Source organism: Archangium violaceum (genome assembly GCF_016887565.1).
In the GTDB taxonomy this organism is placed as follows: domain Bacteria; phylum Myxococcota; class Myxococcia; order Myxococcales; family Myxococcaceae; genus Archangium; species Archangium violaceum_B.
Window position 1 is genome coordinate 513,345 of record NZ_CP069396.1, and the last position, 13,502, is coordinate 526,846.

General features: G+C 69.5%; 12 protein-coding genes. 5 read left to right on the forward strand and 7 right to left on the reverse strand.

What is annotated here, in order from left to right:
* Positions 1-20 precede the first annotated feature (20 nt).
* Positions 21-1,982, reverse strand: coding sequence for a molecular chaperone DnaJ (locus JRI60_RS02225; RefSeq protein ID WP_204224148.1), 1,962 nt, complete (start codon positions 1,980-1,982; stop codon positions 21-23).
* Positions 1,983-2,177: 195 nt separating this feature from the next.
* Here JRI60_RS02225 and JRI60_RS02230 point away from each other — a divergent pair, with 195 nt between their 5' ends.
* A complete protein-coding gene (locus JRI60_RS02230) occupies positions 2,178-2,396 on the forward strand; it encodes a hypothetical protein (RefSeq protein WP_204224149.1) in 219 nt (72 codons plus the stop codon).
* Here the strand turns inward: JRI60_RS02230 and JRI60_RS02235 are convergent.
* Complete coding sequence (locus JRI60_RS02235; protein ID WP_204224150.1) at positions 2,377-3,231, reverse strand: MBL fold metallo-hydrolase; 855 nt, start codon at positions 3,229-3,231, stop codon at positions 2,377-2,379. The genes JRI60_RS02230 and JRI60_RS02235 overlap by 20 nt on opposite strands.
* A 153-nt stretch (positions 3,232-3,384) precedes the next feature.
* Between JRI60_RS02235 and sitA6 the strand changes: the two genes are divergently transcribed.
* The 3 genes from sitA6 to JRI60_RS02250 are packed head-to-tail and all read left to right on the forward strand — an operon-like array spanning position 3,385 to position 5,774.
* On the forward strand, positions 3,385-4,101 hold the full coding sequence (gene sitA6, locus JRI60_RS02240) for a SitA6 family polymorphic toxin lipoprotein (RefSeq protein ID WP_204224151.1): 717 nt from the start codon (positions 3,385-3,387) through the stop codon (positions 4,099-4,101).
* Between the two features lie 29 nt (positions 4,102-4,130).
* Positions 4,131-4,850 (forward strand): SitI6 family double-CXXCG motif immunity protein, encoded by a 720-nt coding sequence (gene sitI6, locus JRI60_RS02245; RefSeq protein WP_239470301.1) that lies wholly within the window; start codon positions 4,131-4,133, stop codon positions 4,848-4,850.
* A gap of 15 nt (positions 4,851-4,865) precedes the next feature.
* The gene (locus tag JRI60_RS02250) at positions 4,866-5,774 is read left to right on the forward strand and encodes a CapA family protein (protein WP_204224152.1); all 909 of its coding nucleotides are present in this window, start codon (positions 4,866-4,868) and stop codon (positions 5,772-5,774) included.
* A gap of 69 nt (positions 5,775-5,843) precedes the next feature.
* On the opposite strand, the gene JRI60_RS02255 is transcribed toward JRI60_RS02250, so the two are convergent.
* Positions 5,844-6,917, reverse strand: coding sequence for a YARHG domain-containing protein (locus tag JRI60_RS02255; protein WP_204224153.1), 1,074 nt, complete (start codon positions 6,915-6,917; stop codon positions 5,844-5,846).
* 61 nt (positions 6,918-6,978) lie between these two features.
* Here JRI60_RS02255 and JRI60_RS02260 point away from each other — a divergent pair, with 61 nt between their 5' ends.
* Positions 6,979-7,758: a M15 family metallopeptidase gene (locus JRI60_RS02260; RefSeq protein WP_239470302.1), complete on the forward strand. Its 780-nt coding sequence runs from the start codon at positions 6,979-6,981 to the stop codon at positions 7,756-7,758.
* Here the strand turns inward: JRI60_RS02260 and JRI60_RS02265 are convergent, their stop codons facing one another.
* From JRI60_RS02265 to JRI60_RS02280, 4 genes are all read right to left on the reverse strand, one after another.
* Complete coding sequence (locus JRI60_RS02265; RefSeq protein WP_204224154.1) at positions 7,759-7,944, reverse strand: hypothetical protein; 186 nt, start codon at positions 7,942-7,944, stop codon at positions 7,759-7,761.
* A gap of 114 nt (positions 7,945-8,058) precedes the next feature.
* The gene (locus JRI60_RS02270) at positions 8,059-9,054 is read right to left on the reverse strand and encodes a hypothetical protein (protein WP_204224155.1); all 996 of its coding nucleotides are present in this window, start codon (positions 9,052-9,054) and stop codon (positions 8,059-8,061) included.
* 72 nt (positions 9,055-9,126) lie between these two features.
* A complete protein-coding gene (locus JRI60_RS02275; protein WP_204224156.1) occupies positions 9,127-10,422 on the reverse strand; it encodes an AmpG family muropeptide MFS transporter in 1,296 nt (431 codons plus the stop codon).
* A 237-nt stretch (positions 10,423-10,659) separates the two neighbouring features.
* A complete protein-coding gene (locus tag JRI60_RS02280) occupies positions 10,660-13,488 on the reverse strand; it encodes a carboxypeptidase regulatory-like domain-containing protein (protein WP_204224157.1) in 2,829 nt (942 codons plus the stop codon).
* Positions 13,489-13,502 lie beyond the last annotated feature (14 nt).

Genomic DNA, 13,502 nt, shown 5'->3' on the forward strand with positions numbered 1-13,502 from the left:
AGGCGGGGGAGCGCATCCTGTCACTTGGAGGAGTCGGGACGGAAGCGCCGCTCGATGCGCGAGCGCAGCAGCTCCAGGACTTCCTTCTCGGAGGTACCGGCCTCGGGCGCCAGCTTCAGCGTGATGGCGCCCCGGCCCACCCGCGTCTCCCCGTCGAGCTCCTTGCCTCCCTGGACGAGCCGCACGTGCGAGGGGTCCAACTCCACGCCATAGGGCTGGAGGTACAGGTCCACGAAACGCTGGCGCAGCTGGGCCACGGTGAGGGCCTCGCGCTCCTCGGGGAGGAGCTGGAAGCCGATGGTGGTGCCCGCGAGCCGCAGGCCCTGCTCGACGATGGTGCCGAGCCGCAGCGCATGGGGCAGCAGCGCCTCCTGGCCCTCGGAGCGGCTGTAGAGCCAGTAGCTCTTCTGCACGTGGGAGCACAGCGGGCACAGCATGCCGTTGAGCTCGTCGAGCCCGCGGGTGCGCAGCAGGTGCTGGAGGAGCACCTCCTCGCCACAGCGCTTGCACTGCTCCTGGGGGCCGATGACGGCGAGCACCGAGCGGCCCCGCTCGGCCACGTCCGCGCGCTGGAGCGCCAGCGGCACGGCGGCGAGCAGCTCGGCCTCGCGCAGTTGGAGGCCGAAGCGGATCTCCTTCTTCATCACGCGCATGCCGAGCTCCAGGTGGCGCGGCAGCCGCGTGAGGGCCTGGTCGAAGGAGGGGGCGTCCGGCATGTCGAGCTCGCGCAGCAGCTCGTAGCGCTCGGCCCAGGCCTCGCTGGTGTCGAGCCCCGGAGGCGGGCGGCCGGCGGCCTCGGCGAAGAAGGCCATGAGGGTGAGGGCGACCTGCCAGGGCTCCTGGGTGACGGCGTCCTCGAGGCGGCGGGCGAGCTCGCGCGCGGCGGGCGTGGCGCGCTGGCGCTCGAGGCGGAGCACGCCCTGGCGCACCAGGGGGCTCTCCTGCACGGGGTCGAAGGCGCGCAGCTTCCGGCCCTTGACGTTCTCGGCGAGCGTGGACATGCGCTTGTTCCTCAGGGAAGTGAGAGTGCGCGCGGCGCGCTCGAGCTGGCGCAGGCGGGCGCGCGCGTCCTGGGCGAGTCCGTGGACCTCTTCCTCCATCTCCGCGCGGGTCTCGGCGAGGTAGTCGCGGCCCTCGGCCTCGCGGCGTTTGGCCTCTTCGTGGAGGCGGGCGGTGGCGGTGGAGCGGAGGCTCTCGCGCTGCTGGCGCAGGGAGTGGGCGGCGGTGGAGAGGATGCGGATGCGGCGCTCGAGGTGCGCCAGGCGCTCCTCGTCGGTGAGCGAGTCCGCGGCGGTGTCGCCCGCGCCCACCCTGGCGGCGATCAGCTCCAGCGTGGTGCGATCTCCCGCCTCGTAGGCCACGTTGACGCGGGCCATGAGGGAGTCGAGCCGCGTGCGCTCCTCGTCCGACTGCGCGAGGTCCGGGTGGAGCAGCCGGGCCAGCCGGCGATGGAGCCGCTTGAGGACCACCGCCTCGTCCTCGCGCTCGGCCAGGACGTCCTCCTCGGAGGGCTCGTCGTCCTCGGGCGGGTCCTCGTCCTCGAAGGCGTCCGCGTCCTCGTCTTCGTCGTCGAAGGAGGCGCGCTTCGAGGAGTCGTCCCTGGCGGCGCTGGTTCGGCGCTCGGAGGCCGGAGCGGGGGCGGTGCGCGAGGACTGCTCGGGCGGAGTGGACGGGGGGAGCGCGGGCTGTTCGAGGAGTCGGGTGAGGGCGGAGGCGGCGTCCTGGAGGTTGCGGAGCCGGCGCAGCAGCCGCTCGGAGCGGCTCACCTCGTCGAAGGAGGCGGAGAGGGTGTCCTCGTAGGCGCGGGCGAATCGCTCCAGGTCCAGGCTGAGCGAGTCGAGCTCCGTGTCGAGCGAGTCGATCTCGGCGAGGAGCTCCTTGAGGCGCAGCTCGGCGCGGCGCACGGGCGACTCCTCGGGGGGAGGCGCGACGCGGAGCAGGGCCGACTCGGGAGCGAGCGGAGCTGTCGACGAGGAGGACATGCGAGGTGGCGGGGGCTTCCTGGTGCAGGGTACCCGATAGCGGGGTGATCGCTCGTAAATGCTCCGAGCGCAAGTGGACGCCCGCCTGCCTTGGGAACGACCTCTCGTCGCGGTTCCCGCTGACTGTCTGCCCGCCTCCCATGGAAGCCCGGGCCGGTCCGGCCTATGATCTCCCCCACACCCTGGAGGAGTGCCATGGCAGGTAGAGACCCTTACCGTCGCGTCTACGGCACCCAGTCCCTGCGTCGCGTGGGCGGTGGACAGGATCGCTTCGACAAGGAGGCCCACGAGGGCCCCATGGAGTCCCCCATCCCCTCGGTGCGCGAGCAGCGTCAGCTGAACGCGCCGCTCAACCCGGGCCGCAAGAGCTTCGCCTCGGCCCTTGAGAAGGTGTCTACGCCACCGAAGAAGTAGCTGCGGTCGTCCTGGCCGAGTCGCCGGCCAGTTGCCGCCACTGCTCCTCGTCGTGGGCGCAGAATACCCGCACCTTGCCGGCCTGCTCCCGCACCAGCTCGCGCAGCCGCTCCTGGTTGTGCAGCCGCTCCTGGCGGTTCATCTGGATGAGGTTCTGGAACAGGCGCAGTCCCGCGGGGCAGCGCGGGTGTTCCGTGTCCACCTCGCCGCGGAAGAAGAAGGCATCTCCCGCGTGCAGCAGCCACGTGTCTCCCCGGTCCACCGCCACCGCGCAGTGTCCTCGCGTGTGCCCCGTCAGCGGCACCAGGAGGATCTCCGGTGGCAGGCCCTCCAGTTGGCGCACGCACTCGAAGCCGAACCACCGCTCGCCCCGCGTTGCCTCGTACAGCTTCCAGTCCGCGCCGTGGGCCCACTGCACCTGCTGGTAGCGTATCCGCTCCGTGAAGGCCCGCCTCTCCGACGCCGCCACGTGCTCCTTCGCGTACACGTGCACCTTCGCTCGCGGGAAGTCCGCCAGGCCCCCCGCGTGGTCCGAGTCCAGGTGCGTCAGCACGATGTGCCGCACGTCCTCGCGCCGGTAGCCCAGCCGCTCCACCTGCCGCGCCATGGTCTCCTCCGGGTCCAGCTTCGGACGCAGCGGCGCCAGGCCCTTGCGCACGCTCCGGTGGGACTCGGCGTGGATGTCCTCCAGCCCCAGCGCCGTGTCCACCAGCACCAGTCCCGCGTTCGTCTCGATGAGCAGGCAGTGGCACACCATGCGCGCACCCGCGTGGCCCAGCACCAGCCCGCTGGCGGGAATGCACATCGTCGCACCGTTCAGATGATGGATTCGCATCGGCTCGCGAGCATGGGCCGCGGCTCGCCGATGTCAACACAGCCCGGTTCGAGAGTCCCGGCCACCCCCGCTGACAGCGGGCACTCGGGTGCGCCATGCTCCTCCGCCGGGAGGGGCCTGTCCTGACATGGGTTCCCACCCACTGGGGGGTGTATGACGAGGCTGTTCCCGCTCCGCGTCCTGCTGCCGCTATCCCTGGCCTCGCTGCTGCTGTTCGCGTGCGCTACCTCTTCGCTCGCCACGCATGCGGACGGGGAGCCGGCGCATGCCTCCGCGTGCGAGGAGCCGGAAGCCGACCAATGTATCGTGCTCGCGTGCGATGAAGGGGAGTGCGGCGTCTTCGGCTGCGAGGACGTGGACCCGGAGGCGGTGGCGCTGGCGCCGCCTCTGTCGCACGGTGTGGAACTGGCGCGTTATCGCCCTCCCTTTCGTAGCCCCGGCTTCCAGCGCAACTGGAGGCGTGCGGGGCTTCGGGATGGCGTCCGGCCCCGGCTGACGTTCCACTTCCAGTACCGCGAAGGCTTCCTCCCAGCCTTCCCGAGGCTTCAAGGCAAGCTGATCAGGCACCACCTGTTTCCCCAGGCCTCGGAGTTCAGGAAGTTCTTCAGGAACAGTGATATCGACATCCACGCGTGGACGATGGTCATTCCTGAGCACGTACACCTGCGCATTCACGGCGGTTCGGGACGCGGTGGCGCGTGGAACGCAGCGTGGCGGCAGTTCATGAATGCCAACCAGCACCGCAAGGTGTCTCAGGCGGAGATGCTCGGCAAAGCCTTCGAGCTGGCCTTTCGCTTCGACATCGTGGGTCCTATTTCACCCTACGGTCGTGCGCTTGTCCCAGAGGGTCCTCAACTCCTCGCCCCCTGAGTACCGAGCAGAACGGAGGAACAAGACACGTGAAGTTTTATCTGATGGAGAGGAACCTGGGGCCGCGTTACACGGGCTACCTGGACGCCGGACACAGATGGGGACTGCCGGGAGTGAAGGAGAAGTGCCCTGCCTGCGGTGCATCGGGTGGTGTGGTGGGGCTCCACTATCCCTGTGTGGACGTGTCGGGTCTCCCGGAGAGCGCGAAGTTCGATGAGGCGTGGCCGGTCTCGCTCGCGGAGTTCGACCGGTTGCGCGAGCTGGTGCGTCCATTGGCCCCCAAGGGGACCCCGTTGGAGCCGGGAACGTCCTTCGGCACGGTGGAGGGGTCGGCAACGGGCTATTTCGGCCAGCTCTACATGCAGAACCCCTGGACGCTCTTCATGCGTCGCGAGGCGTTGGCGCGGCTCCAGGAGGCGGGAATCCGAGGCCTCCTGGGGTGCCCCATCCACGTGCGCTTCCGGCAGAAGAGCCATCCGCAATTGCTCGAGCTTCAACTCGAACTGCACGGGCTCTATCACTCCGACTGCTTGCCTCCCGACTTCAAGCCGCGCTGCCCCACCTGCGGAGACGAGCCCCTCAAACGCCCGGAACGGATGATTCTCGACGCCGCCTCCCTGCCCGTGGATGTCGACGTCTTTCGTCTGAGGCAAGGGTGGACGAACATCCTCGCCAGCGAGCGGTTGGTGGATGCGGTGCACCGCCTGGAGCTGGACGGGGTGGTCTTCCAGGAATTGGAGATCCGTTGACGGTAGGCTTGGCCCATGGTCGGGCTTCTCCTGCTGTGCCTGGGCGCCGCGTCCGTGACCGTCTCCGCGGCGGGTGATCTGCACCTGGGTTCACCCTCCACCGAGGCGCACGTGGCGCCGCTGTCCCGGTTGCTCGAGGGCGACGTGCGCTTCGTGAACCTGGAGGGCCCCATCACGAAGTCCGGCCGCGAGTCCGGAGTCGCGGCCAGGGGCAGGCCCACAGGGCCGCTGCGCTTCAACGCGCCTCCCCTCGCGGCGAAGTGGCTGAAGGGCCGCGTGGACGTGGTCTCCCTGGCCAACAACCATGCCCTGGACCAGGGTGAAAAGGGGCTCGCGGAGACGGTGTCGCGGCTGCGCGAGCGGGGCATCCAGGCGGCCACTTCCTCCACGGACGCGGAGCTGGAGCGCGGAGGCCACAAGCTTCGCCTCATCGCGCGCGAGTTGCCCGAGCACTGGTCTCCGGAAGAGGAGTCCACACTGGAGTCCCGGGTGCGTCAGGCGCGCGAGGCGGGCCAGGTGGTGCTGGTGTCGCTGCACTGGGGCCTCACGGGCTCTCTGCTGCCCACGGAGGAGCAGCGCCGGCTGGCGGGGAAGCTCATCGACGCGGGAGCCACGGCGGTACTGGGACACGGTCCGCACACGCCGCAGGGAATCGAGCGGCACGGGCGAGGCATCATCGCGTACTCGTTGGGCAACCTGGCCTTCGCCTGCGGCTGCACGGACGAGCGTGACGCCTACGTGCTGCGCTTCCGCATCGACGACGCGGGGGCGGCGGTGGACGTGGAGGCCGTGCCCCTCCAGGCTGGTCTGCGCGAGCCTCCCCGGCGCTCGGACGACCTGGGCGTGGCACAGCTCCTCCAGAGCCTCTCCGAGGACCTGGGCAGCGAGGTGCGGCTCCAGGGCGGACGGGTGCTCATCCGCTGACCGGAGCCCGGTGCGGCGCGTGCTGTTCGTCTCTCTCGGTTCCGCCCACCCGGGGCGGTCAGGGGCTCATCAAGCCCCGGAGATGAAGCCGGGGTCGGGCGGGTCCTTGCGGTGCTCGGGGTTGGGGATGAGGAAGTCCTCGTCCTTCAGGGCTCCGCCGAGCTCCTTCTCCACGGACTGGATGAGCTTCACGTTGCGCTGGTCGTTCTTCGTGAGGCGCGCATCCGTGTAGTCCGGGTCCGCCTTGTACCAGGGCATGTGCGCGAAGTGCTTTTGCAGCACCGGCGACTTGAAGGGCCGTCCGCGCCGCGCGTAGAGGGTGTTGCGCAGCAGGCGCAGGTCGCGCAGCGACAGCTCGCGCAGCTCCTTGAGCGAGAGCACCTCGTCCAGGGACTTCTCCAGCTCTCCGCGCGAGGCGTCGTCCGAGGCGAAGCTCCCCATGGCGCGGCTGAGCAGGCCCAGCTCGATGCGCTCCTGGGGCTCGAGCTTCTTGAAGTCCGGCGCACGGGGGGCCGAGGGCTGGGAACTGGCCAGCGAGCGGTGGTACGTGCAGTCCTTGGAGCTGACGATCTCCTTCTCGACCTCGGAGAACTCGTAGCGAATGACCTTCTGCTCGGCGTCCGCCGCCATGAAGTCGTTCGGGTCGCAGGAGGGAAGGTCGCGGCCCTTTGCGTCCTCGTACGTCGGGGCATCGCCCCACCACTTGCCGGCCTTGGCCAGGAGGGTGTCCCGCCTCTCCTCCAGGTCCTGGTAGGTGAGGCTCATCTCGTGGCGGGCGATGGCCTGCACGTTCACGCGATCGACGTCCGAGAGCAGCTTGTAGGAGAAGCTCGGGTTGGGCTTGAACCAGGGCTGCTGTTTGAAGTGCTCGCGCAGCCAGGTCTTGCGGAAGCCCGCCCAGCCATAGCGGGCGAAGATGGTGTTGCGCAGGATGGACAGCTCGCGCAGCGACTTGCCGCGCAGTGCGGGGCAGTCCGGCTCGATCGACTCATCCTCCTCCGTGTCCGGGTCGTCCTCGACGCCCCTCGGGCAGAGGGGCTTCTCCGAGTACCCGGCGATTTCAATGGCCGCGGGGGGAACGTAGGGCTCCGCCGCCACGCCAAGGCCAGGCAGCAGGAGACTCACGAGCAGGGCCACGCGCATGGAAGGACCATACCCCACCACCACGGGGCACGCGGAGGCGCGGGTGTGCCACCATGGCGCCATGCCTTTCGCCGTCACGAATCGCCGGGTTCCGCGCCTCCCGTGCGTGCTGCTCTCCCTCGCGCTCGGAGGTTTCGCCCGGGCCGAGGAGGCTCCTCCTCGGGCGCTGGCGTGCCTGTCGAAGTGGTACCCGGTGGAGCCGGTGAAGGTGGACGGCGCGTGGCACTTCAAGCTCGGGGGGGCCACGTACCCGTGGGACGACGGACGACAGAAGTCCTTCGAGGAGAAGCTGGCCTCACCGGACCTGGAGGACACGTTCTCCATTCCCTACGTCCCCGGGCCCATCACTCCGGTGACGCGCGAGAACGAGGACCCGGGGCGCATCCGGTTCGACGCGCTCTTCCACGCGACCTACGGCGACACCCAGGCGCACGTGGACGTGGTGGACATCGACTTCCTGGGACAGAAGCTGAAGGTGCACCGGAAGGTGGCGCCGGCCTTCGCGCGCGTGGCGAAGCGGCTCGACGAGGCGGTGAAGCGGGAGCCCTCGCTGCGGCCGTACCTGATGAACCTGGGAGGCACCTTCGTGTGGCGGAACATCGCCCAAACCAACCGGCAGAGCGCGCACTCCTACGGCATCTCCATCGACGTGAACGTGAAGCGCTCGCACTACTGGGAGTGGGCGAAGCCGAAGGAGCCGGTGCGCTGGGCCAACCGGATTCCCCAGGCCATCGTGGACGCCTTCGAGGCCGAGGGCTTCATCTGGGGCGGGCGCTGGTACCACTATGACACGATGCACTTCGAGTACCGGCCCGAGCTGTTGGACCCGGCCTGCAGGTAGCTACTTCTCGGGCTCTCCCTTGGCGGGCTCGCGGGACTCGTCCGAGCTGGCGTGCTGGGGACGTCGATGGGCACCCTGCTCTTCGCGGGTGGGCTGCCCCTCCTCCTTCTCGTGCCGCGGATCCGTGGGACGTCCGAACATGTCCTCGGCGGGCTGCGGGGGAGGGGGTCTGTCCTGGTTGGCCATGGTGGAATGCCTCCTGAAGACCAACGGTCATGATGCCCCCGTCCGGCGGCAACGTGGCCCGGGAGTCCGGCAGGAGGGCAGGCGGGAAGGGGAGCCTCTCCCGTCACCCCTGCCTCAAGGCAAGGGGCTGGCGGCGGTGACCAGGACCGGGGGCCAGAAGCGCGCCGCGAGGGCCTTGTCGGCCGAGGCGAGCCACTTGTGCCGCTTCACGTCGTAGAGGCGCGCGGCCTCCTCGCTGGACACGAGGAGCACGTCCTCACGCAGGTAGAGCTGGAAGCAGGCCTCGGCGGGAAGCGCGAGGCGCTCGGGCTCGGTGATCCGGGAGCCCTCGTACCAGCTCAGGGGCATGCAGGAGTCGGGCTGCCCGGCCCGTGCCCTCCACGAGAAGAGCGGACCGCCCGGAGTCCGCGCGAGGACCCACTCGCCATCTCCACCGGAGCGCTTATGGGGAAAGGCGTTGCCGAGCGCGGCGAGGTCATCGCTGCCGCGCTCCACCGTCACCGTCGCGCGGAGGGCCTCGGGGTCGTCGCGCGAGGTGGAAGGCCCGAAGGAGGCCAGCTCCAGCGTCTCGAGCAGCCGCCAGCCATCGCCCTCGTGGAGGAAGGCGCGGGCCACGGGCCGCCCCTCGGCGGTGGTGGGCAACCCCTCGGGGGAGACGAGCGCGACGGGGTGGCCCTCGGGGTCGAAGCCGAGGTCCGTGGTGTGGCCGAGCCAGGGCAGCGCGAGCTCGACGCCCTGGCCCGAGGCGAAGTCCACCACCCACGCGCGCTCGGGGGCCTCGACGTGGGACGCCAGGAGCACGGCGCCCTTGCCTCCGTCATGGCTCCACGAGAGCTGGGCGCGCTCGCATGCCCCCTCGAAGGTGAAGAGCTCCGCGCGGGCGCCCTCCAGTCCGAGCCGGACCCACCGGCAGTGCTCCGGGGGCACGGGCTCGAGGAGGGAGAGGCTGAGGCCGGTGATGCGGACGGGTGCCCCGGAGGCGGCCGGGGCGGGAGTGGGGGCCGGCGCGGCGACCGCGGCGGGGGGCGGGGGCTCGGCGGGCCTCGGCCTGCACGCGCCCAGCAGGAGCGCGGCGCACAAGAGGCTCGGCGGACCGGGTCGGCGTGCCATGGAAGCTCCGGGTGGAAGAAAGGCCACCCGGAACCTTGTCAGACAGTGGACGTCGCGTGAACCCCTTGACGCTCAGCGCGCCACGGCGGTGGCGGCGGCGGGCTCCGAGGGCGCGGTGGGCTCGGGTGCGGGCGGCTCCTCCACGGGGGCGGCGATGCCCTCGGGCAGGAAGCCCAGCAGCACGAGCGCGGGCAGGGCGAGCACCACGGTGAGGCCGAAGAAGCCGGCCCAGCCCATCCACTCGGCCAGGTAGCCGGAGGTGGCGGTGAGCATGCGGCTGCCCAGGTTGGCCAGCGCGGAGAGCAGCGCGAACTGGGTGGCGCTGAAGCGCTTGTTGCACAGCGACATGGTGAAGGCGCCGAAGGCCGTGGTGGCCATGCCGCCGCACAGGTTGTCCGTGCAGATGGCCAGCGCGAGCATGAGGTGGTGCTTGCCCACCAGCGCGAGCGCCAGGTACGTGAGGTTGGTGAGGGCCTGGAGCGCGCCGAAGATGAAGAGGCTGCGGCGCGTGCCCAGCTTCGCCAGCAGCACGCCGCCGAACAGCGCGCCCACGATGGTGGCCCCCATGCCCACGCCCTTGCTGATGGCGCCCACCTCCAGGTTGGAGAAGCCCAGCTTGAGGAAGAAGGGCGTCGTCATTCCGCCCGCGATGGCATCGCCCAGCTTGTAGAGGAGCAGGAAGAGCAGGGCGAGCACGGCGCCGTTGCGGCGGAAGTAGTCGAAGAAGGGGACGACGGCGGCCTCGGTGAGGGTGCGCGGGGGGCGCTGGCCCTGGGGCTCGCGGGCCAGCAGCGTGGCCACCACGCCCACCAGCATGAGGGCGCCCATGAGCCAGTAGGTGCGCGGCCAGCCGATGAACTGCGAGAGGCTGAGGGCCACGGCGCCGGCGGCGATCATCCCGAAGCGGTAGCCCATGACGAAGGTGGCGACGCCGAAGCCGCGCTCCTCCGCGGAGAGGGTGTCGGTGCGCCACGCGTCGGAGACGACGTCCTGGCTGGCGGAGAGGAAGGCCACCAGCAGCGCCAGGCTGGCCATGGCCAGCGGCGAGTCCTTGGGGTTGACGGTGCCCATGGCCGCGATGGCGCCCATGAGGCCCAGCTGCGTGACGAGCATCCACCCGCGCCGCCGGCCCAGGAAGGGCAGCGCCTTGAGGTCCATCAGGGGCGCCCAGATGAACTTGAAGGTGTAGGGCGAGGCCACCAGGGTGAAGACGCCGATCGTCTTCAGGTTGACGCCCTCGTTGGTCATCCACGCGGACAGGGTGCCACCCACGAGCAGCAGGGGCAGACCGGAGGCGAAGCCGAGCGCCACGAGGAGCCATGCACGCGGGCTGGCGAGGACCTGACGAAGGGAGGGCTTGGAGGACATGGGCAGGGGCACAGAATACCGGCCCTGGGGAGGAATCCATCCTCCGCGTCGAGGGCGCGGTCGCCACAGTGTCCGCCCGGCTGCTGAGCGGGCCCGGCGCTTGTCCTCCAGGTGGCGCTTGCCAGCATGCCCGGGGGCCACGAATGCGAACGCCCCCTCCCCGGAACGCGGGGAAGGGGCGTCTGTCACACCACTCGGCGGCCCGCTACGTCCAGGCCGCCGGATGGAGGGCGGTGGCTAGTACTGGTAGCGCACGCCCAGCTGCACGCGCAGCGGCTGCTGACGCGAGGACACGAGGCCGAAGTTGTTCGGGTTGCTCAGACCGTCGTCGCGGCGGATACCGGTGGCGCTCGCCGAGTTGAACAGGTTGAACGCGTCCGCGATGAGGCTGATCTTCTGGCCGGTCAGCTCCGAGAAGTCGTAGGTCGCGCGGGCGTTGACCACCAGGACGTCCGGCAGGCGGAACTCGGTGATCTGCTTCGGGTCGTTGCCAGTGCCCGGGGTGGTGCCCACGGGCGAGCGCAGGATGTAGCCGGTGACGGCGTCGTCCGCGGAGTTGTAGCGCTTGGCCAGCGGCGTGCCCGTGGCGAAGCTGATGCTGGGACCGATGCTCAGGCCCTTCCACGTGTACGAGCCGGTGAACTTGATCTGGTGCCGCGTGTCGCCCAGCGCGTAGCCCGTGTAGAACTGCTTCTGGCGCACGTTGTCGTACTGGCCGATGCCGGTGCCCAGCTGGCCCATCGACTCGTTGCCCGGACCGTAGCGGAAGGACAGCGTGTAGGCCGCGTAGAACTCGATCTCCGGCGTGGGACGGCCGTCCAGGATGAGGTCGACGCTCTGGTACTTCACCCAGTTATCGTCCGGACGGGTGAACTGGTAGACCACGCCCTTGCTCGGATCCCGGTAGCCGATGACGCGCGTACCGGTCGGATCCCACAGCACGTTGGTCTCGACCGCGTCCCAGATGTTCTGCAGGTGCTTGTAGGTGTACTCGACGCCGATGCTGGTGCCCTTGAGCACCTGGCGGCGCAGGCTCACCATGATTTCGTCCGAGTGCGGCGCGGTGTGGTTCTTCGGATCCACCAGGGTGCCGCCCGGACCACCCGTCTCGTACAGCTTGTCGAACGCCTTCGTGGTGGCGTTGTACTGGTAGGTGGTGGAGATCGGACCGGACGAGGAGTTGGCCGCCGAGAGCAGCGACAGCGTCTCGTTGGAGCGCCCGTAGAAGGCCGACAGGACGGTCTTCTGGTCACGCGTCACGTCGAGCGCCGCACCGAGGCGGGGACCGAAGCCGGCCAGCTGCGACACGATGCGGTTGTCCGCGTCCTGGGTCACGCCGTAGTCGAAGCGCAGACCGGGCAGGATGGTGAGCCAGTCGGTCGGCTTGTAGCGGTCCTGCACGTAGAAGCCGAGGCCCAGGCCCTGCTCGACGGTGCTGAAGTCCGGGGTCTCGACGTACTGGTAGCAGCCACCGGAGAACGTGCCGTCGCCGTTGTCGACGCACAGGCCGGCCTCACCCGCGCCACCGCCGCGGTCGGTGTAGTTCCTGCCGCCGGGGAGCGACTGGGAGTAGTCGCGGCGGACCACGCGGCCCTGGAAGCCGACCTCGGCCTCGTGACGCTGGCCGAAGATGGTGGCGCGCTTGGTGGCGGAGAGGTCCGCCATCGCCGTGTAGCGGGCATCGGCCGAGCGCGAGGCGGTGTTGTACCAGGAGCTGCCGTCGTCACGGTTGAGGTGACGCGCACGGTTGGGGTCGTACGTCAGGGTCTGGTCGTTGTAGGCGTTGCGGATGGCCTCGAGGTCGAGGTTGCCCATCTGGCCCTGGGGACCGGACTCGATGGTGTTCTGCTGCGCACCCACCTGGGCCTTGTAGGTCACGTCATCCGTGGGGAAGTACTCCCAGATGAGGGTACCGAAGGCACCACCCTGCTTCTGCAGGCGGCTGGCGAACGGCGTGGTCGAGTTCGCCGTGGCGCTGCTGTTGTCCGCGTAGGCGATGGTGGCCGGGTCGGACGAGGCGGACAGCGTGAGGCGGCTGTGCGAGCCGGGGGCGAACGTCAGCTTACCGCGCAGGTAGTGACCGATGAACTCGCGGTTGGGGGCCTGGAGGTTGAGCGGCGGGCCCGACGGCACGGAGGCCTGGTTGTTGGTGTACTGGTAGGAGACGTTGAACCAGAGCTTCTCCTTGAGGATGGGGCCGCTGACGTTGATGTTGCCCTGGGCGCCCTGGGTCGGCGGGCGGATCGTCGGGTCGAACGGACGGTAGCCCTCGTACAGGTTGGAGCCGTACTGGGCCGGCGCCGCCAGCTTGTAGTGGTTGCCGTAGAACGACGCGTCGACGTGGAACTCATCCGAACCACCGTTCGTGATGAGGTTGATCACGCCGCCCATCGAGTTGTACTTCGCCTCCATACCGCCGGTGAGGACGGCGAAGGAGCCGACGGAGTCGAAGTTGATGTTGGCGGAGAACGTGTTCGTCACCGGATCGGTGATGTCCATGCCGTCCACCAGGTAGCGGTTCATGATGGAGGTGGCGCCGCGCACGTCCGGGTTGGCACCACCGCTCACGCCCGCGACCTGCTGGGCCACGTTCTGGTAGCTGCGGCCCGAGGCGACCTTCGACTGACCGGACGAAGAGAGCACCGTGCCGGACTGGGTGGTGTCGGGGCGGGTCGGAGGAGCCTCGTACTCGACGACGATGGTCTCCTCGGCGGCCGACTCCACGTTCCACTGGAGGTTCAGCGGGCTGGTCTCGCCCTGGCGCACCGTGAGCTTGCGCTTGAGGGGCTTGACGCCCTCCATGCTGAACTCGACGGTGTACTCACCGGGGGGGAGGTTGGCGATCTCGAAGTAACCGTCATTGGCGGTGGCGATCTCCTTGGAGCCGCCGATGAGGGCCGGCGAGGAGATGGTCACCTTGACGCCCGGAAGGGCCGCCTTGGTGCCGGACTCGAGGAGCTTGCCGTTGATGCGGCCGTTCAGCTCGCCGGCGGCGAATGCCGTGCCCGGACCGGTGATGGCGAGGGCGAGGGCGAGGGACAACCACTTCTGATTCTTGAATTTCATGTTCTTTTCTCTCC

Excerpts from the sequence above, each read along its gene's own strand:
- sitA6 (WP_204224151.1), top strand. The coding sequence starts at position 3,385 with ATGACGAGGCTGTTCCCGCTCCGCGTCCTGCTGCCGCTATCCCTGGCC.
- JRI60_RS02275 (WP_204224156.1), bottom strand. The coding sequence starts at position 10,422 with ATGTCCTCCAAGCCCTCCCTTCGTCAGGTCCTCGCCAGCCCGCGTGCA.
- JRI60_RS02265 (WP_204224154.1), bottom strand. The coding sequence starts at position 7,944 with ATGGCCAACCAGGACAGACCCCCTCCCCCGCAGCCCGCCGAGGACATG.
- JRI60_RS02250 (WP_204224152.1), top strand. The coding sequence starts at position 4,866 with ATGGTCGGGCTTCTCCTGCTGTGCCTGGGCGCCGCGTCCGTGACCGTC.
- JRI60_RS02280 (WP_204224157.1), bottom strand. The coding sequence starts at position 13,488 with ATGAAATTCAAGAATCAGAAGTGGTTGTCCCTCGCCCTCGCCCTCGCC.
- JRI60_RS02230 (WP_204224149.1), top strand. The coding sequence starts at position 2,178 with ATGGCAGGTAGAGACCCTTACCGTCGCGTCTACGGCACCCAGTCCCTG.
- JRI60_RS02225 (WP_204224148.1), bottom strand. The coding sequence starts at position 1,982 with ATGTCCTCCTCGTCGACAGCTCCGCTCGCTCCCGAGTCGGCCCTGCTC.
- JRI60_RS02260 (WP_239470302.1), top strand. The coding sequence starts at position 6,979 with ATGCCTTTCGCCGTCACGAATCGCCGGGTTCCGCGCCTCCCGTGCGTG.
- JRI60_RS02255 (WP_204224153.1), bottom strand. The coding sequence starts at position 6,917 with ATGCGCGTGGCCCTGCTCGTGAGTCTCCTGCTGCCTGGCCTTGGCGTG.
- JRI60_RS02270 (WP_204224155.1), bottom strand. The coding sequence starts at position 9,054 with ATGGCACGCCGACCCGGTCCGCCGAGCCTCTTGTGCGCCGCGCTCCTG.
- JRI60_RS02235 (WP_204224150.1), bottom strand. The coding sequence starts at position 3,231 with ATGCGAATCCATCATCTGAACGGTGCGACGATGTGCATTCCCGCCAGC.